This window comes from Companilactobacillus zhachilii (assembly GCF_003606365.2).
GTDB classification, from domain to species: Bacteria; Bacillota; Bacilli; order Lactobacillales; family Lactobacillaceae; genus Companilactobacillus; species Companilactobacillus zhachilii.
Window position 1 is genome coordinate 1,787,447 of the sequence record NZ_CP031933.2, and the last position, 20,358, is coordinate 1,807,804.

The following is a 20,358-nucleotide window of genomic DNA, read 5'->3' on the forward strand; positions in this document are numbered from 1 at the left end:
ATATCATGTTTAATAGACTTTAAAGAAATTAGGTGAAAACCATGGAATTATCAAACATCATGGCTTGTATGCCCGCAAATGATGAAGGACGTTTTTCTGCAGAATAAAATTTAGGAGTCTAAAATGAAAAACGTCCGTAACACCGTACCATCAATCTTATTAATTATTGTTCTCGTGGGTTTTCCACAGATCAGTGAATCAATCTTTACCCCAGTTCTGCCACAAATCAGTCAAAGTATGCACGTATCTGCTGGAACATCCCAATTGACGATGAGCATTTACTTCATTGCTTTTGCTATCGGGGTCCTTTTCTGGGGACAATTATCAGACAAAATTGGTCGTCGTTTAGCGATGAACCTAGGAATTATTGTCTATCTAATCGGAAATGTTGGCTTATTTATTAGTCCAACGTTCCACTTTTTACTAGTATCACGCTTCATTCAGGCATTCGGAGCCAGTGTTGGTTCTGTTGTTACTCAAACAATTATGCGTGAAAGTTTCGACGGCATTGAGGGTGCCAAAGTTTTCTCCAAAGTGGGAGCAGCTATGGCTTTGTCACCTGCTTTTGGTCCTCTAATTGGGGGATTATTGGAAACTTACTTAGGCTATCGTAATGTCTTTAGTGCCTTAATTGTCATAGCCACATTGGTCTTGATTTATAGCTATTCCCGACTTCCAGAAACACGTGATATCAACAGTATTCAACAAGTTTCTCTACTAAAAGTAACTTGGCGCTTACTGAAAGATCCTGTCGTTTGGAGTTATGGCATTTTGATCGGTGGAATCAATGGTATTCTTTTCGGTTATTATTCCGAAGCACCATTCATTTTCATCAATCACTTTGGCTATTCGTCCGTTCGTTATGGTAGCCTAGGAATGACCTTAGCCTTGGCAAGTCTTCTTGGAGCTATCTTAGTTAACTTTCTCGTTAAATATTTAAGATCTGAAACAATCGCTATTATTGGCTTAATCTTTAGCTGTATCGCTGGTTTATTATTATTAATCAGCTTGCAATTCGATCAAGCCTACTTATTGATTATCGGTTTCTTCTTAATTTTCTTAGGTTTAAATACGACTTTACCAATAACTTTAAATTTAGCTTTGAAAGGTTATGAAGATGTTATCGGCAGTGCCAGTGGTATTTTTAGTTTTGGATATTATCTGATTGTTAGTTTCTTAACTTATCTTGTCAGCTTTATCCATAACGGTACTATCTGGTCATTACCAATATTTATCTTTATTACTAGCTTAATTATGTTACTTGTCTACTTGCCTATTGCGTTGAAAAAGCAGGTAGCAGTTGAAGAATAAAACGATTAGAGTAACCAAAAGGGTATCTGTGAAAAATTTATTTTGCAGATACCCTTTTTATTTACTTTAATTACCGAATTTTCAGCACTGGGAATCCGTTCACTCAAAGTTTTCATTTCCCTTTAGTTCATCGACATTTATTTCTTCTTGTTTCAAACTATGATTTTTTAAAAAGCCTTCATCTTCAAAAATGCTTTTACGCTTTGGCATATAGATTATTGCTCCATGTCTGCCCTTAAAAACTTTCGAATTGCCCATTTTCTTGCTCTCACGTCCATTAAATCACCCCTTATTATTATGTTATAAATATATATTCAATTATCTTTAATAGCTACATATATCCCCCTTTTAGTTTGCAATGTAAGCGTATTAATGAAATACTAAAATTAGATTTTCAAAGGGGGACTACTATGGTTGAATTATACATTGTCAGACACGGTGAAACTGACACCAATTACCAAGGAAAAATTAATGGATCAGCAACTGACTTGAACTTAAACGAAACTGGTAAACAACAAGTTAACTACTTAAAAGAACATCTTAATATCAATGATTTCGATGAAATCTATGCTAGCCCATTAAAACGTGCAGCCCAAACGGCTGAAATTTTGAACCAAGGCGTTCATAAAATCCAGCTCGACAAACGTCTACGTGAAATCAACTACGGTTCTTGGGACGGACTTGCCGCTGATAAAGTAATCGATGAACATCCCGATGGTTTCGATGAAAACGGCTATATCACAGAAGATTATATTAAATACGCTCCAGATGGCGAGTCATACCCTCAAGTTTGGGAACGGCTTCAAAGTTTTATTGATGATATGAAAAATAAGGGTGATGAGAAAATCATGGTTGTCTGTCATGGCTTTGTAACTCGTTCTTTCGTCAAGTTAGTTACAGAGACACCAAATATTGAAGACTTAGTCGAACCTGCCAATGCCAGTGTCACAAAAATTCGGATTTCTAATGCTAGTCACCGCACATATTTGGTCTATTATGGACGCTTAGAAAACTTATAATAACAATCAAAAAGTATCTCAATATCGTGGAGATACTTTTTTTAAACCAATTATTAGATTCTCTTCTAGGAAACTAGTAATATATAATGATGTGATTAAACATTTTTAACAAATAAAGAGGTAATTCAGTTTGACAGAATCAACTTTTTGGCCAGAAATTGCGGCACACGCTAAAGCAGAACACCGTCCATTCTTTTCCATGGCTCCCATGGAAGCTGTTAGTAACACCGTTTTTCGCCAAGTAATTACAAAAGCATGTCCACCAGACACCTTCTTCAGTGAATTTGTCTATGCAAAAAGCATCACTGATCCAAATACTAAATTCCCTACTCATGGTCGTCTTTATGTCGATCCACGTGAAAAAAAACGGCCTGTCGTTCAACTCTGGGGTAATCTTACAGAAGATTTTGAATCTGCCGCAACTGCCTTAAAAGAACAAGGCTTTGAAGCAATCGATATTAACATGGGTTGTCCTGATAGCACTGTCATCAAAAATCATGGTGGTAGTGACTTGATTCGTAATCATCAATGGGCACAAGATGTCATTGCAGCTGCGAAGACTTCGGGTCTGGCGGTCAGTGCTAAAACTCGTCTAGGATATAGTAAAGTTGACGAATTTAAAGATTGGATTCCTTTCTTATTAGAGCAAAACGTTGATGTTTTGACGATTCACCTACGGACAAAAATGGAAATGAGTAAAGTACCTGCCCACTTAGAAGTTATCGACGACATTATCAAAATGCGCGATGAGATTGCTCCGAAAACTTTGATTCAAATCAATGGTGATATCCCTGATTATCAAGCTGGTCTCAAATTAGCTCAAGAACACCCTGGACTCGATGGTATCATGATTGGTCGTGGCGTTTTCGCTAATCCATTTGCCTTTGAAAAAGAACCTAAAACTCATTCATTAGATGAATTACTCGGTTTACTCCAAATGCAATTGAACCTTTTCGATGATTTTTCAAAACTTTATGATATGCCAAGATTTCCATCACTCAAACGTTTCTTCAAAATCTACGCACGACCAGAACTTGGGGCAACTGATTTAAGAAATGCGATGATGGATACAAAATCAACTGATGATGTCCGTAAGATTCTAGCCGAAAAAGATAAATATCTAAATTAAGAGCAGACTCGCAAAATCAATCACAGATTTTGCAAGCCTGCTTTATTTGTTTCCGTGAAACAGTGCCTTAATTGACAGTTAAATTCATCTGATTTACCGTGTAAATATAGTATTTTTTTCAAGTGAATAACTTTCCCGTCCAAAGAAACTGATGACACTAAAAGCTGAGTAAAATGAAAGGAAGTTATTGTTTGCGGAAAGTTAGTTCAGAAAAAGTAGAGAAAATTGGGACAGTGGCAAGTGCAATGTCTGTGTTAATGTATGTTTCATACATTCCTCAGATAATGTCCAACCTATCGGGTTCAAAGGGGAACCCAATTCAACCACTAGTTGCCTTTATAAACTGCACGATTTGGACAGCATACGGATTACTCAAGAAAGAAAAAGATTGGCCTATCGTTTGGGCTAATGTTCCCGGAATATTTCTTGGTGCGGCCACATTTATCACCGCAATCTTTAATTTTAGTTAACTACAAGCAAGCTCATTGGGCTTGCTTTTTTAATGTTCGATAATCCCTTATGGGATAAAAAATAACCATATCAATTTTTCCGCTTTTACGGATTGATATGGTTACTTTGGTTGTTAATTATTTATATAGGCAGTGGCTCTGAAACGAGCTACACAGGCCAATTTCTTCCGCTTTTCATAGAACTGTAAATCACACGCAAAATCAGCGTGCAATTCACAGTTCTACGAAAATGCTCGGAAATTCCCGGGCCTGTTCCGCTCTCTAGAACTCAGCATTACCTGGTGTTCTAGGATAAGCGATGACATCTCTGATATTTTCCATACCTGTGATGTACATGATTAATCTTTCAAATCCAATACCGAAACCTGAGTGAACTGTGCCACCGTACTTACGTAATTCTAAGTACCACTTGTAGTCTTCTTTATTCATATCAAGTTCTGCCATTCTTGCTTCAAGCTTATCAAGACGTTCTTCACGTTGTGAACCACCAATCAATTCACCGATTTCAGGAACCAATAAGTCGGCTGCGGCAACTGTCTTGCCATCGTCATTAGCACGCATATAAAAGGCTTTGAATTCTTTTGGATAGTCTGTAATGAAAACAGGTTTCTTGTAAACTTGCTCTGACAAGTAACGTTCATGTTCTGAATCTAGGTCAAGTCCCCAATAAGGTTTAACTTCGAATTCAACATCAGTTGCTTTTTCCAAAATATCAATTGCTTCTGTATAAGTTACATGGGCAAATTCTTCGCCAGCAGTAGCTTTTAGACGGTCAATCAATGTGTTATCAACGTTTTCGTTCAAGAAATCGAGTTCTTCTTTGGCATGATCCATAACGTAGTTAATAACATATTTCAACAATTCTTCTGAACAATCCATTTCATCTTTCAAATCAGCAAAGGCCATTTCTGGTTCGATCATCCAGAATTCTGACGCATGACGTCCAGTATGTGAATTTTCAGCTCTAAACGTAGGACCAAATGTGTAAACATTTCTAAATGCCAAAGCAAATGGTTCAACTTCTAGTTGGCCACTAACTGTAAGGTTAGTTTCTTTTCTAAAGAAGTCTTCGTTGTAATCAACTTTACCCTCATCAGTCTTTGGCACGTTGTTCATATCAAGTGTTGTAACTTGGAACATTTCACCGGCACCTTCGGCATCAGAACTAGTGATGATTGGTGTATGAACATAGACGAAATCATTCTTTTGGAGGTATTCGTGAATAGCAAAAGCAGCTAGTGAACGAATACGGAAGACTGAATAAAATGTATTTGTTCTTGGACGCAAGTGAGCAATCGTTCTCATAAATTCATATGAGTGAGCCTTCTTTTGTAGTGGATAATCGGCGTCAGAAGGACCTTCTTCAACGATTTCTGTCGCGTGAATTTCAAATGGTTGTTGAGCTTTAGGAGTAAGTGCCAATTCACCAACAACCTTGATAGTTGTACTGATTGGGAACTTAACAACTTCAGCGTAATTTTCCATATCACTTGTCATAACAACTTGTACATTCTTGAAGAATGAACCATCGTTTAATTCAATAAAGCCAACTCGTTTTGATCCTCTGATTGTACGAATCCAACCAGAAACAGTGATTTGGTCACCGTCAGCAAATTCTTTTTTGTATAAATCTTTAACTAAAACGTTTTGCATTGATTTCTCCTTATATTCTCGGAATACTATAGACGAAAAAAAAGATCCTCCATCCCCTATAAAAGGGACGAAAGATCTTTCCGCGGTACCACCCAAGTTTTTTGTAAAAAAACACCTCAAAGTACATTAAATACTTGCCAATTATAACGTACTGGTTCACGTCGTAGCTTACTGTTAGTTCAGCCCGAAGAAACAAAGATGTTTTTCCTATATACCGACACGCCAAGCTCTCACTACCCTTGACTCCCTGTGGATAAAGTATACAGTACTCCTTCTTTTAATATCTAAGATATTTTAATTTTCTTAAATGTAGCATATTCTTATACAGCTTGTAAAGTACAATATACATGTAGATATTCAAGAAAGTAGAGTTTTAGTTATGAAAAAACCATTAAAATGGCTACTTGGCATAATCATTACGCCAGTAGTTTTAGTATCTTTGGCAGTCATATTTGTGCGCGGAAAAGAGTATCAACCCTCTTCATCTGCCAATATTGCTGCTGAAAATAGCACGATTGTCAACAATACCATTAAATTTCAAGGTGATGACAGCCGTCCCAAAGTTATCTTTTATCCCGGTGCTTTAGTTGATCCCCAAAGTTACAGTATCTGGGCTAACAAGGTGGCACAAGCAGGATTCAGCGTTTATATCGTCCGTTTCCCATTAGATTTAGCCGTACTAAATGTGAACGCCGCCAGCAAAATTCAAGGAAATTCTGACTATGTCATTGGTGGACATTCCCTTGGTGGAACAATAGCTTGTCGTTATGCTAAAAATCATCAAGAAAAATTAAAGGGTGTCTTTCTCTTGGCAAGTTATCCTGAAAAGAAAGGCAATTTACATGAAATTAAAGTACCAATCCTCTCACTAACTGGAACAAATGATGGTGTTTTAAACTATACCAATTATAAAAAGGCTAAAAAGTTACTACCAATTAATACAATTTATGAACAAATATCTGGTGGTAATCATGCTGGCTTTGGTAGCTATGGCAAGCAAAAGGGCGATAATCCAGCTTCCATTAGCAACCGAAAACAGCAAAATATTGTAAGCAAGTTGTTAATAAATTGGTTAAATCACTCAATTAGTGAATAAAGTAAAACGTTTTCATAAATTTCCACAAAAGCGCATACATTTTTGTTATACTAGGGCTAGTCGTTACAGATTTTGGGGGAATTATGACTATCTTAATTAATAAAAAAATCAATTTAACTAAAGATTCAGACGCATTCATTCAACAATATATCGAATACTTACAGGATGTTAACCCTAAAGATTTGTACGAGGGTTTGTCCAATAAGCAAATTCTTAAAAACAAATTTATCTTTAAAATCAATCAACTTGAGAATTTAGATCTTGTCAATGTTGACTTACATGTTACTAATAATACGATTTACGTTTTAGGAAGATTTTGGAATTCTAAAATTGTCAACCTTGGAGCTATTCCTTTAACTAAGCCACTTAAAATGGCTTTAGCCCAAGATTCTTACCCTACTTTGTCAATTAGTGGAGGTAACTATAAAAAGGTCGTCACAGATAAAAATGGCGAGGATACTATTGTTGACCACTTTGAACCTTATCAATTAACCTTACAAATTCATAAAGCTGAACCAATTAACTATAATGTTGAAAAAATTGATACTTTATATCATCGTACTTTTAAGAGTGAACAAAGTTTAATTACTATTTCTAAAAATCTCATGCGTTGTTTTGCCGTTTTTGGGTTACTTTTGGGACTAGGTTTTATGTTCCTCGGTTTCTTCCTAACTGGCTTGATGGTGATTATCGCTTTCTTCGGCGTTAATTCGTATACTTTGTTGCTGGCCGATACACATATGCAACCACAACGGCAACGGGTCAATTCATAAAGACATCCCTTTGGGGGTGTTATTTTTTTACCTTATTAGTTTTATAATTAAGTACACTTTGAAAGAAGATGATCTTGTGGAAAATAGTTATGTCATTGTTGTCAGTGGTGTTACAGGCAGTGGTAAGACAACGTTAATCAATGCTTTACATCAAAAATTAAACAGTAAAATTATTTCATTCGACGATTACAGTATTGATGCACTTCCATCTGCCCCACCTATTGACACCCCCGTCAAAGATGCAGTCAATCAATATGACATCAGTTCGTTGATGTACGATTTTCATAAAGTTGCTAATCGTTATCCATTCATTCTGATTGATTTTCCGTTTGGATATAAAAACAAAATTTTGAAACCGTATATTGATAAAGTTATCTACGTCAAAACGCCATTAGATGTCTGCTTAGCTAGACAAATTCTTCGTGACTATCAAGATAAATCTTCTAAACAAATTATGGCTTGGTTAAAAAGCTATTTAACATTTGCTAGACCGATTTTTATCGACCATGAACAATTTGTAAGTTCTGACTCCGATTTAATTGTAGATGGGACACTTCCTTTAACCGATAAAGTTAGCTTGGTTTTAAATTCGATTGAAAAGAAAATGTGACAAAACATGCTCAGTTTTCGAGCATTAATGTAAATAGCGCCAGTAATCCGCTTTTGGATTACTGGCGCTATTGTTTTATTTTAAGCGAAAAAAGCTATCTTTTGTTCCACGTTTATGCTGCACATTCAATGTTAAAAATAATTATGTCACAGCTCTTTTTATCATTTACGTTTATAACCAAATACTCCAATCACCGTCATCAAAGCTGCTCCTAAAAGCCCTAAGGCACCACTTTTGACAACACCGGTCCTTGGTAAGAATCCTTCACTAGCCGAATTCGTCACTGCACTTCCACTAGAAGGTGTAGAAGAATTGGCAGACACTTCTCTAGCTAATGTTTCCACTCTTGTAGTAGTTAAAGGATTGTCTGGATTGCTGACACCTTGAGTAACTGTTTCACCACCAGCTGAATTCTCATTGTCTGGCGTTAGGTCAGGAAATGGATTTTCCGCTCCCCCGTCAGTATCAGGTTTTAGATTTGGATCATCTATGTCTAAGTCATCAGGGTCTGGATTTTCTGCTCCCCCATCTGTGTCCGGTTTTAGATTTGGATCATCTATGTCTAGGTCATCCGGATCAGGAGTGTCTGGGTCTGTCGGACCTGGATCTTCTGGATCCGTTGGGTCCGGGTCCTTTGGATCTGGGTCTTCTGGATTCGTTGGGTCTGGGTCCTTTGGATCTGGATCTTCTGGGTCTGTTGGGTCTGGGTCCTTTGGACCTGGATTTTCTGGGTCTGTTGGATCTGGGTCTGGTATAACGGTCACTTCATCTGATTCATCTTGGAAATCCCAACGATGTGTCTCACCACCCACTATGTTTACATCATTTGCAACGATATTACCATCTAAATTATGATGAACATTTACTGTAGCCGCTGGAGCAAGAACACTTCCCTGGAATGTTGCATTCATTTCAATCACACCACGATATAATTTGTCATTAGCTTGACTATTATAAAAGTTCCATAACAAATGATTGTCATCAAAATGTTCTGTTTCATGATTATTTCTTTCTGTGCCATCATTGTATCTAATTTTGATTGGTGACTGCATTGAATACTCATTATCGCCATTAGTGTCAACATTGATAATTACTGTTGTTCCTGCTTTATCTTTATCAATACCATCAATTATTATGGGCGTATTCATTTTTAGAACTTCAGATGATAAATTAACAACAATGATATTATCCTTATTCGGTGTATAATCTTTCAATTCAATAACACGCTTATTAAAATCTGGAAATTGTGTATTCGTAACTTGCTCTTTTTCACTTTCCATACCAGATAAATTAGTTGATTGACTTCTTAAAAAACTAAACGCGATATCAAAATCGATATATTTATTATCATCTTTATCTTGATACAATTCTTCCAAACTTAAATGATCAAGATCGATTCCATTTACTGTTAGTTTATGACCTAAAGTATCAAGTTTTAGACTATTTCCAAATACAACCTTATTGTTTCTAGTATCAGTTTTATCAACAAAAGAACTATTGGCAATTTTACTCAAATCTTGGATATAATGTATATCTTTTTCAAGTGTTTTTTCATGAATTTTGGTTCCAAAATTATCAACTCCGTCAAAAACTCCTACAGCCACATTTCCATTAGTATGTACATTTAATGATGCTGAGTTAGCGAAAATATGAAAATACGCTGCATAATTAAGTAAATTATTATTTGCAGTTGGAAAATCATCTTTAGCCTTTCCGCCATCTTGTACGGCATCATTATTGATTCGGTTTAAAATACTAAAGTTTTTTTCAAGTTCTCCTAAGTCAGCTGCATCCAAACTCCTAGCTTTTAATAAATCAGGCAATATTGGTGCATGTACAACTGATTTTGCTGCTCCAAGTCCTATCGATAATCCGGCTGCTGTAAGCATTACTTTCCTTTTCATATTCTCACTTCCCTTATTGTGACTTTTTTAACTTAATTATATTTTATAAATTTACTTGTAACTTTGTCACGTCAAAACACAAAAAGGAACTGGTCATCATATACTGATTTCCAGTTCCTTCATTAAATAAAATTTTTTATTTTTTATAAATTCCTTTGTCTTTTATATACCAAGCAACGTCATCTGGGACAAAGTATTTGAGCGATTTACCTTCACGAACACGTTGACGAATAACTGTGGAACTAATTTCAATCACTGGTGTATTAACCCACATAATCGGATAGTCAGATTTCTTTTCAAAACCTTTACGACAGACACCAACAAAGTGAACTTCTTTCACAAGTTCATCAATATGTGACCATTTAGGCAAATTTCCAACCATATCGTAACCTACAATCAGATAATATTCGGTATTAGGATTACGTTCCTTCAAATGCTTGATTGTTTCATAAGTGTAGCTGACTCCACCAAGATCAATATCAGTCATATCCAACTCAAAATGAGGATTATCTCTGATACCATACTTGACCATATTAATTCGATCATCGACACTAACTTTAGGAATATAACGACTAATTCCACGATGTGGAGGAATCTTATCAGGAATAAATAAAATTTTATCGAGATCCAATTGTTCATAAACTTGTTCAGCAATCATCAAATGCCCATTGTGAATGGGATTGAATGCACCACTAAGAATACCAACATGTTTCTTCTTTGCATTGGTTTGCAATTGTGGTTGAGCCTTAGTTTTTGTAATAACTGATGCTGCAGTATTCATAAATTCACCTGCTTTGACAAACTATTTTCAGTTATTATTATAGCCTTTAATTCAAATATTTACGCAAAAACAGTCCATAACCTGCAAATTATGGACTGTTTTGTTATTTATTTTGATAATCACGAACTGATTTTTGCAGACGATTCAAACCATCCTGAATCATTTCTGTAGGACTAGCAATATTCATCCGAATAAAATGTCGACCATCGCCACCGTAAACCGAACCTGGTGTAACGATTAAACCACTGTCTTTTCTAATAAATTCAGCGAGTTCAGTCGCATCATCAGTAATTTCGGCCACATCAAACCACAACAGATATGTGGCTTCACCTTGAACCCATTTAATTTCAGGAATATTTTGTTCCAAAAAGTCCAATACTAATTGACGATTATCACGTAATTTTGTCTTTAAAGCTTGTAACCATTGATGACCCTTTGTATAAGCAGCAATGGTTCCCGGAATAGCCACAAAGTTTGGCTCTGCCAACTCTTCACTATTCAAACCACGACTAACTTGGCCACGTAAATTGGCATTCGGTACGATAACTGTTGCCGCATGCATCGCCGCTACATTGAAGGTCTTACTTGGTGAAACAGCTACCACAACATTACTTAGATACTTAGTATCTAATCCAAAAATAGGATTGTATCCAGTCTCGTTCAAAGTTAAATCACCATGAATTTCATCACTAAACAACTTCACATCGTACTTTTGACACAAACTAGCAATCTTCGTTAATTCAGCGACATTCCAGATTTTACCAACCGGATTGTGAGGATTGCAGAGAATCATCATGTTCGTCAGTGGATCACTTAGTTTTTCTTCCAAGTCCGCAAAGTCGATTGAATATTGATGTGTTTTAACATCGTAAATTAAATCATTTGAAACTACATGTCGACCACTATTAACGATTGAATTATAAAAAATATTGTAAACCGGAGCTTGAACTAAAATATTATCACCTAATGACGTCAAACGTCGTACGGCCGAGGAAAGAGCTGGAACAACCCCTGTAGCGAAAATCATCCAATCTTCCTTAGGGCGAACATTATGTTCTGTTTCATACCAGTCAGCCACAGCCTTGAAATACTCCTTAGGGACTTCCTCGTAACCAAACAACCCCATTGCAATTTTAGTCTGTAAAGCCTCGATGATTTCTGGAGCCGTTTTAAAATCCATATCGGCAATCGTCATGGGCAATTCATTAGCTTTAACATCCCACTTAGCCGAATTACCAGCACGTTTTTTATTTAAAGTTTCAAAATCATATGACATTTAGGCACCTCGTTGACAAAGTTCTGAGTTAACTTGAATATTAGTTGCATTAGGGTCAATTTCAGGATCATCAAAAATAATCTTTCCAACTGACTCTACCTTGATAACACCATTGATAGGATTCTTGATACTCATCACATTAGTTGTAATATCGGCATCGATATTTGAACAATATTCAAAAGCTAAGTCAGTCCGCAAAACCTTACAGTTAACCATCTTCAAACCATCAATATAGCAAAGACCTTGGTCACTCTCAATCGTACAATTAATCAAAGTAATATTTTTCGTATTCCATGCTAAATATTCACCACTGATTTTTGAATCGTAAATTGTAACATTTTCACAATTCCAAAAAGCATCCTTTGATACAAAAGTTGAATTGTGAACTTCAACATTTTTGGCACCATCAAACACGTAATTTCCGACAACATTCAAGTTTTCAGCGTAAATATCACTACTATCTTTACCAAAATAATTGCCGTTGACTTGGACATCTTTTAATTTAATATCATTACAAATCCAAAGTGTTTCCTCAGCATCAGAAAAGTGAACCTTATTAAGACGAATCTTAGAAGCACGACGAAATAGCTTTGGTGCTTGCAAAGCCGAGTTATTGATTTCAATATCACTGGTATACCAAATACCTGAACGTGACATTGTTTCAAAAATACTGTTATTAACAGTGATATGTTTTGAATACCATAATGGATATTTCCAAGTAAAAGTAACATCATCCAAATCTAAATCATGTGTTTCTTTCAGTGGAGACTCACCTTTACCAAAAGTAGTATCAATTAATATTTTGTCATGTTGTTTAAATAATGGTCGTTCGCCATCAAAATAACTTTCTTTTATTTGTTTTTTCATAAAATACTTCCTAATTTATTTATTATTTCAAGAATTATTCTAATCATGACTCATAAATATGTGAAATACTTATCCAGAATGTTTAACCATACATAAAAGTTATAGTAGTTCTGTATCAGCTGACTGCAAGGCATATAGCTCGGCATAATGACCACCTTTAGCCAATAATTCCTCATGTGTACCACGTTCAATAATCTGCCCATGATTCAAAACAAGAATTTGATCAGCATCTTGAACCGTCGATAATCGGTGAGCAATCGCAATCGTTGTCCGATCATCACGCATCTTCGACATCCCTACGGTAATACTTTGCTCAGTCTGAGGATCAATATTGGCAGTTGCCTCGTCCAAAATCAAAATCTTAGGGTTACGAACAATGGTTCTAGCAAACGAAATTAATTGACGTTGACCGGTAGAAAAACTGGCCCCTCGTTCACTGACCTTGGCATGATATTTTCCTGGCAAATTCTGAATAAAATTATCAGCGTCCACAAATTTACCAGCTTGCTCAATTTGTTCATCAGTAATCTTGTCGTCAAACATTCGAATATTCTTAGCAATATCACCATAGAAAAGATAAGGTTCCTGAATAACTAGCCCCATTTTTTTACGCAATTCTTGAGTTGAATAATCACGAATATCATGATCATCAATCAAAATCTGGCCTTCACCAAATTCGTAAAAGCGCAACATAATATTAATGATTGAACTCTTACCACTACCCGTATGACCAACAAAGGCCACTGTTTGACCAGGTTGAACAACAAATGAAACATCTTTTAAAACTGGCACTCCAGGTTCATAAGCAAAGGTAACATGTCTGAATTCAATTTTACCTTCAGTAATCGTTGCTAAACTGGATTCATTTTGTTGTGGAGCCGTCGCTTGATTACCAAACAGGTGTAACAACCGATACCCGGCAATCATTCCGTCTTGGAAAAATGACAAAAAGTTCATTACATCTGAAAGCGGATTAAAGAAGTTCTCCTGATATGTCAAGAAGGCATAAATTACACCAGCTTGGACCAAAACATGCGTACTCTCTATCCCAAAGCCACTCAATGAGACTACTTCTGCTAAGGCAAACATCAAACTGATTGTGGGATAGAGTAATAGCGCATTGATATTGATCATCTTATTTCTCATCAAGAAATAAGCACCATTCCGATCTTCAAATTCATTTGTCATTCGTTTTTGTTGACCGAATTGTTGGATAATATTAATTCCCATTAACGATTCGTTCAATTTGGTATTGATCTGACTCAAATATTCACGTAAATTTTGATAAATCTTTGAACTTAACCTTTGATACAGCCAAACTACGAAGTACAAAGCCAAAACAAATAACGCTGTTGCCAAAGCTAAATAAAGATTAACTGAAACCATGGCAATAAAGGCTGAGATCATGGAAAAAGCTGCCACAATAATCCACAAAAAGAGATACCAGAAATCAAATAGAGTTTTTGTATCATTGGTGACCCGTGAAACAATTGAACCAGCCGGCGTTTTATCAAAATAGCTCAGGCCCAGCGTGTGAATCTTAGCAAAAATATCACTCCGGACTTTTTCCAAAGTTCGTTCAGCTCCCATTGAAAAGAAGAAGATTTGAACAAATTGCGTAATAGCTTTCAAAACAGTTGCTATCGCATAGACTGCTGCGAAGACTAAAATCATTTGCATATTCGTACTCATATTAGTCAAATAATGGTCCATAAAGTACTGCAACATCCGCGGTAACAACACATTGATAACACTCAACAACAGTGCAAAGAAAATTGAAATTCCAAATTGAAATTTGAAATACTTAGCAAAACTGAACAGTTGTTTCATAATCGTGCGTCGTTCTTTGCCACTCAACGCATGAATTTTTGCTAAAGTGTCCTTAACATCATTTTTCATGACCTAACCTCCCTTCAATTTCAGCATTTTTCGTTTGTAAATTAAAGGTTTGTGCATACCATCCAGGTTGATTCAAGAGTTCTTGATGTGTCCCCTGTTCAACGATAGTTCCACCATCAACGACAATAATTTCATCGGCATTTTCAACTGAACTTAACCGACTAGCAGCGATAATCGTCGTACCATTTTGGCGTTCTTTAGCAATTTGAATTTCAATATTACGTTCCGTTTTGGAATCAACCGCGGACAATGAATCATCCAAAATTAATAATTTAGGATCACTCAACATTGCTCGTGCGATTGATAAACGTTGTTTCTGACCACCAGAGAGAGAAACTCCCAGTTCACCAACTTGTGTATCGTAGCCATCTGGCATTTGTTGAATATCATTGTCTAAATCAGCAATAAAACTGGCTTTTTGCACCTCTGATTGTGTAGCCGTAATATTGGCGAATCGAACATTATCACGAATACTAGTTGAGAATAAGAAGTTAGTCTGTGGGACATAACCAATCATATCGAGATAACTGTTGATTTCATATTTGCGAATGTCGATATTACCAACTTTAATATCTCCGTCATAATGATCAAAGTCACGCATCAAAAGACTAATAATGGTCGATTTACCACCACCAGTTGGACCGACAATTCCCAGTGTTTTTCCAACTCCTAGTTTGAAATCGACGTCATGCAAAGCAATCGCCTTATCATCAGGATAGTGGAATCGCTTAATTTCAAAAGCAATTTCTCCACCTGGAACTGTTGTTAAGGCATCCTTCGCTTCAACTAATGATGATTTCTCAGACAATAGATCCATAATTCGATCATAACTAGCTGAACCACGTTCCAATAAATTGAACAGACTCCCGACCGCATACATCGGCCAAGCTAGATTAGCCATATAGGAAATAAATGAAACCAACTGTCCAATCGTGATATTTTTATGAAGAACATTCATTCCGCCAACGATGATAATTACCATATAAGAAATACCCATGATAATTGTTGTTAGCGGATCAAACATGGCGTCCAGCCGATACGTCTTTTTGTTGGCTTTAATATTTTTATGAACATATTTATTAAAATCAGCAACATCTTCTTTTTCTTCACCTAACGACTTTAATACCTTAATTCCCACGACACTCTCTTGGGTCTTATTATTAATACTTGAAAATGCCGCCTGTGAATCCTTAAAGGCTTTATGAATTTTGGTACCTAAAACTCGTGCCATTACTCCCAATAGCAACAATGGCGATGCTGCCATCAAGGTCATTTTCCAATCAATCAAAAATCCCATCGCTAAAATCATGGATGTCCCGGTGATAATTGAATCAGCTAATGTCAAAATACCTGGTCCCGCGACCGACCTGACCGCATCAATATCGTTAGTCGCATGTGCCATTAAATCTCCAGTTCGCCATTTTTGATAAAAAGTTGAATCCATCTTCATAAAGTGGCGAAAAAGTCGACTACGCAACTCACGTTCCAAAACAAAGGAACTTCCATAAATCATCTTTTGCCAAAGGAAACGCAACAAGTATTGCAAAATTGCGACGACAAACAAAATGACCATATTAATGGTCAAATATTTGATCGTTAAATTTTTTCTACTGACACTATCGACAACATTACCAACGATTCGTGGTGGTACAACGTTACAAAAAGCAACCAATAGTAAAGCAATAACTCCGATTAAATATTGTTTCCATTGTCTTTTAAAAAACCAACCTAATCTTGTAAAAATCCCCATAAATCTCACCACCTAAAAAATGTGCTTAGCTAATACTTTACTACTTCTTATTAAAAAAGTGGTTGTTAGTATGCACTTATATTAATCTTTTTTAATTTAATTAGAAAGAAAAGACGATTTTCTCAGTTTTTAACTGGAAAATCGTCTTTTTAAGTCTATCTATCTTTGATTTAAGCATTAAAATTCAAAGCACTTACTGAATCACTAAATTTTAATCTAACAATTCAGTATTCTTAACATCGTCAATTGTCTTAGTACCAGCAAGTTGCATAGTAATTGCTAGTTCCTTGTTCAAATGTTCGATAACATCAGTAACACCCTGAGCACCACCGAGATTCAATCCATAAATAATTGGACGACCTAGAGCAACTAAGTCAGCCCCACTTGCCAGAGCTTTGAAGACATGTTCACCACGACGAACACCACTATCAAAGACAATTGGCACACGTTTGTCGACTACTTCGGCAATATATGGAAGTAGCGCAAATGAAGCAGGTCCACCATCTAGTTGACGACCACCGTGATTTGAAACCCAGATGCCATCAGCACCAAATTGAATAGCTAGTTCGGCATCATCTGGTGATTGGATACCTTTAACAAAGACTGGCAATCCTGACATATCTTTGATCTTTTGAATATCTGTAGGGACGATTCCTTGCTTAGCTGAAGCGTAAATTTCACTGATACCTTTACCTTCGCCATCCCCAGCCGAATAACCAGCTAAATTAGGCATTGGTAATGGAAATTGGAACTTATTGATGACATCTGCTTCACGATAACCGCCAAGGGTTGAGTCAACTGTCATAATAATAGCCTTAGCACCAGCTTTAACAGCTTTCTTAATTAAAAATTCATTGAACTTGTCATCTTTACTCATATACAATTGGAAAAACATTGGTGAATCTGGAGCAGCGGCGGCCGCATCTTCAACCGATGTACTTGCGTATGTACTAATTGAGTAAATTGAACCGGCAGCAGCAACACCTTTAGCAGTATCAGTTTCACCCTTAATGTGAGCCAAACCTTGAGCTGCAGATGGAGCTTGAATAATAGGAGTCTTCAAATCAATGTCCCATAACTTTGTACTCAAATCAGCATGGTCGATGCCTTGCAAAACACGGGGCATGATTTCTTTGTCATTAAAAGCTTCAGTATTTTCGTTAAGTGTCCACTCATCCTCAGCACCACCACGAATATAACCAAAAGCACCCTTTTCGTTACTCATATGATCTTTAACACGGCCTTCAAGACTAGCCAAATTTACAATATCAACATGATTCTCAGCTGTACTTGCTTCATACTTTTTCTTATTCATCATTATTAGGAATCCCTTTCCATTACTATTTAATTAACTAACACGATCAGTTTAGCCTAAGTTTTTAAATAATGCTGGGATTTGTTCCGGATTTTATCAATTAATTTTAATATTAATTAAATAATTTATTTTATACAAAAAGCGACATATTTTCAGTCTATAAAGTCCGAACTGAATTGGCGATTTACCAAACATATCATCCATAAAATATTGCCTGATAAAATAAAAAGCTTATATGAAAGAGACTGCAAGTCACTTTCATATAAGTTTTTTTACACAATTAAAAGAAATGTTAAAGAATCCCACACGCAATGTAAAATTATTGATGGCCAAATATTTTTAGACTTTGTAAATATCCAACCCATTAATGTCCCAATTACTAAAACAGTCAAAATGTTTATTATCCAAGCAGAAATATTCATATTGGATACAAAATATACCGGCAGATGTATCAGCAAAAACATAGTTGTTGATATAAAAATAGCCGACCATTTTTTTACTTTTGTTAAAAGTATATTTAAATACCCTGCCCTAAATACTAATTCTTCGAAGAATCCAGCGCCAAATACAATACCAAGTAATTGACCACCTCGTGTCGTGAATGGATGATTAATTAACTTAATTCCATGTTTGGAAGATATTGCACTAATAAACAAATAAGTCAAAAAAATTACTAATAGTATCCAGAATTCTTTGGGGAAATTACGATTAAATAATTTTTGTCTTTCTATAAATAACTGCTTTTTAAAAGTATGCAGTAACCAAAAAGTTAAAGTCAACCACACTACGCCTTTAATGACAAAATTAATTAATAAATCGTAAGTCGATGTAAATTGTGGCAGTTTAATAATAATTGAATACAAGAATGTCTGTACAATTAACCAAATTACCCAAAATCCAATGTAACTTCCCCAAAAGAGCCTTGATTTGTTTTCCAAAAGAATACCTCCAAGTATCTTTTTTAATATACAAAATAACTGAACTTTTTTGAAAAATTTTTATTAAATCACCTTTTCCTCGTAAATCTTATACTTATTTTTGACCAAGTGCATTGCTTAAATGCAAATAAACCACAAAATGAAAACTAATCCTCGCCAACAAAAAGATTGCCCCTAGTGGCACAAAGAATAATGACGATAAAATTGCCAAAACATACAACGTTATACTGATTAATGGATCAAAACGACTTTTGGAAAAATCGGCACGTTGCATCCGCTCTATTCGGTCTCTTTTTGCTTACTTAATATCTTATTGAACAAAATTGGACAAATTAAACATGTGATAATGGCGGCCAAGGTAATCGCCCCTGATTGAGCCGTTGTAATTAATTTCAAATTACGACCAACTTGTAAGATTGGTAAAACCAAGGTTATCGTTGTTGATGTCACAATAGCAGCTGCGACGGAATAGCGATTACCAAATTGCCTACGAAAGACAAAAAAGACAATTGCTTTTGATAGTAGAAAAGCAATTAAGAAAAGCGGAATCAGCATTAAGGCTTCTTTATTCGTAAAGAGTGTTCGCAAATTCAAATTAACACCAGTCGTGATGAAGAAAACAGGAATGAAGAATCCATATCCCATCGAACTTAATTTAGCTTCTGTATCTGGCTTGGGTTTCAATAACTTCATAACAGCCCCAGCTAAAAATGCTCCTAAAATACTTTCGGCACCGATTTGTTCAGCAAATGTCACTAAGACAAAAATTAAAAAGAATGCCAGCCGAATATCCAATTGTGTCGTTGATTTATCAATTCTTTCAAAAAATACATAAACTCGATTGAACCGATGCAACAAGACGATTGCAATGATGAAAATCACTGGCAATCCTAAAACAGAAATATAATGTTGCTGCTTAACAGCTGAATAAATAGTCAATCCGACTAAGGGAATAAATTCACCAAAAGCTGAAGTCAGTAAAATAGTCTGTCCGTATTTAGTATCCAGTAGCCCAACTTCTTTTAATAACGATATAATTACGCCTAAAGCAATCGTACTGAACAAAATGACGGCCAAAATAAATTGATTAAAAATACCCGTGGCGTATAAAATGCCACTCAAAACTATCGACATAATAAATATTGAGATAAATCCTGCAAAAGCAGTCCCTAGCGGTGAAAAATCATCTTTATTCTTCTTTGGCTCCAACAATGAAAAATCAATTTCCATCCCGCCTAAGAAAATAAGCATGATCACACCCAAGTCAGCAATGTATTGCACGCTGACATCAGGATGAACAATATTAAAACCAGTTTTACCAATAATTATCCCCATAATAATTTCAGAAATAGCCGTTGGCATTCTAGTTAAATGAAATTTAGCAGTAATCAGCGGTGTCGCTAATGCTGCAAATAAAACAATTAGTAATGCAAATTTTTCCATAATAATAGCCTCTTCTAACCTGATACTCTAGCATTCTATCAGAATGAAAAAATAAATGGATTCAAATCTTAATAGATTTTTTTAGATTTGTTGTCTCCAAAATGTATAAAACTTAACTGACAGT

Annotated in this window: 18 protein-coding genes and 1 other annotated feature; of the genes, 7 read left to right on the forward strand and 11 right to left on the reverse strand. The window is 35.8% G+C overall.

All coding sequences use genetic code 11. The features are described from left to right. The first annotated feature begins 123 nt into the window (after positions 1-123). From D1B17_RS08145 to D1B17_RS08160, 4 genes are all read left to right on the forward strand, one after another. Positions 124-1,311, forward strand: a complete 1,188-nt coding sequence (locus tag D1B17_RS08145) for a multidrug effflux MFS transporter (protein ID WP_120142163.1) — start codon at positions 124-126, stop codon at positions 1,309-1,311. Between the two features lie 410 nt (positions 1,312-1,721). After that, positions 1,722-2,330, forward strand: coding sequence for a histidine phosphatase family protein (locus D1B17_RS08150; protein WP_120142162.1), 609 nt, complete (start codon positions 1,722-1,724; stop codon positions 2,328-2,330). A gap of 130 nt (positions 2,331-2,460) precedes the next feature. After that, positions 2,461-3,459: a tRNA dihydrouridine synthase gene (locus D1B17_RS08155; RefSeq protein ID WP_120142161.1), complete on the forward strand. Its 999-nt coding sequence runs from the start codon at positions 2,461-2,463 to the stop codon at positions 3,457-3,459. Between the two features lie 173 nt (positions 3,460-3,632). Beyond that, positions 3,633-3,929 carry a SemiSWEET family transporter gene (locus D1B17_RS08160; protein ID WP_120142160.1) on the forward strand — a complete coding sequence of 99 codons (297 nt, stop codon included), beginning with the start codon at positions 3,633-3,635 and terminating at the stop codon, positions 3,927-3,929. Positions 3,930-4,190: 261 nt separating this feature from the next. Here D1B17_RS08160 and asnS read toward each other — a convergent pair whose 3' ends face one another. After that, entirely contained in the window at positions 4,191-5,582 is a 1,392-nt protein-coding gene (asnS, locus tag D1B17_RS08165; RefSeq protein ID WP_120142159.1) for an asparagine--tRNA ligase, read from the reverse strand. Positions 5,583-5,642: 60 nt separating this feature from the next. Further along, positions 5,643-5,873 (reverse strand) — a binding site (T-box leader). 88 nt (positions 5,874-5,961) lie between these two features. Here asnS and D1B17_RS08170 point away from each other — a divergent pair. From D1B17_RS08170 to D1B17_RS08180, 3 genes are all read left to right on the forward strand, one after another. Further along, entirely contained in the window at positions 5,962-6,678 is a 717-nt protein-coding gene (locus D1B17_RS08170; protein WP_120142158.1) for an alpha/beta fold hydrolase, read from the forward strand. An 83-nt stretch (positions 6,679-6,761) separates the two neighbouring features. Then, entirely contained in the window at positions 6,762-7,451 is a 690-nt protein-coding gene (locus tag D1B17_RS08175; protein ID WP_120142157.1) for a hypothetical protein, read from the forward strand. Between the two features lie 76 nt (positions 7,452-7,527). Further along, the gene (locus tag D1B17_RS08180; RefSeq protein WP_166806650.1) at positions 7,528-8,061 is read left to right on the forward strand and encodes a P-loop NTPase fold protein; all 534 of its coding nucleotides are present in this window, start codon (positions 7,528-7,530) and stop codon (positions 8,059-8,061) included. A 161-nt stretch (positions 8,062-8,222) separates the two neighbouring features. Here D1B17_RS08180 and D1B17_RS08185 read toward each other — a convergent pair whose 3' ends face one another. The 10 genes from D1B17_RS08185 to D1B17_RS08230 form a co-directional block, all read right to left on the reverse strand. Next, on the reverse strand, positions 8,223-9,965 hold the full coding sequence (locus D1B17_RS08185; protein WP_120142155.1) for a collagen-binding domain-containing protein: 1,743 nt from the start codon (positions 9,963-9,965) through the stop codon (positions 8,223-8,225). Between the two features lie 136 nt (positions 9,966-10,101). Then, positions 10,102-10,746, reverse strand: a complete 645-nt coding sequence (locus tag D1B17_RS08190; RefSeq protein ID WP_120142154.1) for a nicotinate-nucleotide adenylyltransferase — start codon at positions 10,744-10,746, stop codon at positions 10,102-10,104. 103 nt (positions 10,747-10,849) lie between these two features. Next, a complete protein-coding gene (locus D1B17_RS08195; RefSeq protein ID WP_120142153.1) occupies positions 10,850-12,022 on the reverse strand; it encodes a MalY/PatB family protein in 1,173 nt (390 codons plus the stop codon). Beyond that, a complete protein-coding gene (locus D1B17_RS08200) occupies positions 12,023-12,889 on the reverse strand; it encodes a DUF3737 family protein (RefSeq protein WP_120142152.1) in 867 nt (288 codons plus the stop codon). A gap of 99 nt (positions 12,890-12,988) precedes the next feature. Then, a complete protein-coding gene (locus D1B17_RS08205; RefSeq protein ID WP_120142151.1) occupies positions 12,989-14,788 on the reverse strand; it encodes an ABC transporter ATP-binding protein in 1,800 nt (599 codons plus the stop codon). Next, on the reverse strand, positions 14,778-16,538 hold the full coding sequence (locus D1B17_RS08210) for an ABC transporter ATP-binding protein (RefSeq protein WP_120142150.1): 1,761 nt from the start codon (positions 16,536-16,538) through the stop codon (positions 14,778-14,780). The genes D1B17_RS08205 and D1B17_RS08210 overlap by 11 nt, the downstream gene beginning before the upstream one ends. Positions 16,539-16,749: 211 nt before the next feature. Beyond that, entirely contained in the window at positions 16,750-17,856 is a 1,107-nt protein-coding gene (locus tag D1B17_RS08215; protein ID WP_237389328.1) for a lactate oxidase, read from the reverse strand. A 269-nt stretch (positions 17,857-18,125) separates the two neighbouring features. After that, positions 18,126-18,791, reverse strand: a complete 666-nt coding sequence (locus tag D1B17_RS08220; RefSeq protein ID WP_166806651.1) for a CPBP family intramembrane glutamic endopeptidase — start codon at positions 18,789-18,791, stop codon at positions 18,126-18,128. 94 nt (positions 18,792-18,885) lie between these two features. Continuing rightward, positions 18,886-19,065, reverse strand: coding sequence for a hypothetical protein (locus D1B17_RS08225; protein ID WP_120142148.1), 180 nt, complete (start codon positions 19,063-19,065; stop codon positions 18,886-18,888). Positions 19,066-19,070: 5 nt separating this feature from the next. Beyond that, on the reverse strand, positions 19,071-20,234 hold the full coding sequence (locus D1B17_RS08230; RefSeq protein ID WP_120142147.1) for a cation:proton antiporter: 1,164 nt from the start codon (positions 20,232-20,234) through the stop codon (positions 19,071-19,073). Positions 20,235-20,358: the final 124 nt, after the last annotated feature.

Excerpts from the sequence above, each read along its gene's own strand:
- D1B17_RS08145 (WP_120142163.1), top strand. The coding sequence starts at position 124 with ATGAAAAACGTCCGTAACACCGTACCATCAATCTTATTAATTATTGTT.
- D1B17_RS08150 (WP_120142162.1), top strand. The coding sequence starts at position 1,722 with ATGGTTGAATTATACATTGTCAGACACGGTGAAACTGACACCAATTAC.
- D1B17_RS08160 (WP_120142160.1), top strand. The coding sequence starts at position 3,633 with ATGAAAGGAAGTTATTGTTTGCGGAAAGTTAGTTCAGAAAAAGTAGAG.
- asnS (WP_120142159.1), bottom strand. The coding sequence starts at position 5,582 with ATGCAAAACGTTTTAGTTAAAGATTTATACAAAAAAGAATTTGCTGAC.
- D1B17_RS08170 (WP_120142158.1), top strand. The coding sequence starts at position 5,962 with ATGAAAAAACCATTAAAATGGCTACTTGGCATAATCATTACGCCAGTA.
- D1B17_RS08175 (WP_120142157.1), top strand. The coding sequence starts at position 6,762 with ATGACTATCTTAATTAATAAAAAAATCAATTTAACTAAAGATTCAGAC.
- D1B17_RS08185 (WP_120142155.1), bottom strand. The coding sequence starts at position 9,965 with ATGAAAAGGAAAGTAATGCTTACAGCAGCCGGATTATCGATAGGACTT.
- D1B17_RS08190 (WP_120142154.1), bottom strand. The coding sequence starts at position 10,746 with ATGAATACTGCAGCATCAGTTATTACAAAAACTAAGGCTCAACCACAA.
- D1B17_RS08195 (WP_120142153.1), bottom strand. The coding sequence starts at position 12,022 with ATGTCATATGATTTTGAAACTTTAAATAAAAAACGTGCTGGTAATTCG.
- D1B17_RS08200 (WP_120142152.1), bottom strand. The coding sequence starts at position 12,889 with ATGAAAAAACAAATAAAAGAAAGTTATTTTGATGGCGAACGACCATTA.
- D1B17_RS08205 (WP_120142151.1), bottom strand. The coding sequence starts at position 14,788 with ATGAAAAATGATGTTAAGGACACTTTAGCAAAAATTCATGCGTTGAGT.
- D1B17_RS08210 (WP_120142150.1), bottom strand. The coding sequence starts at position 16,538 with ATGGGGATTTTTACAAGATTAGGTTGGTTTTTTAAAAGACAATGGAAA.
- D1B17_RS08215 (WP_237389328.1), bottom strand. The coding sequence starts at position 17,856 with ATGATGAATAAGAAAAAGTATGAAGCAAGTACAGCTGAGAATCATGTT.
- D1B17_RS08225 (WP_120142148.1), bottom strand. The coding sequence starts at position 19,065 with ATGCAACGTGCCGATTTTTCCAAAAGTCGTTTTGATCCATTAATCAGT.
- D1B17_RS08230 (WP_120142147.1), bottom strand. The coding sequence starts at position 20,234 with ATGGAAAAATTTGCATTACTAATTGTTTTATTTGCAGCATTAGCGACA.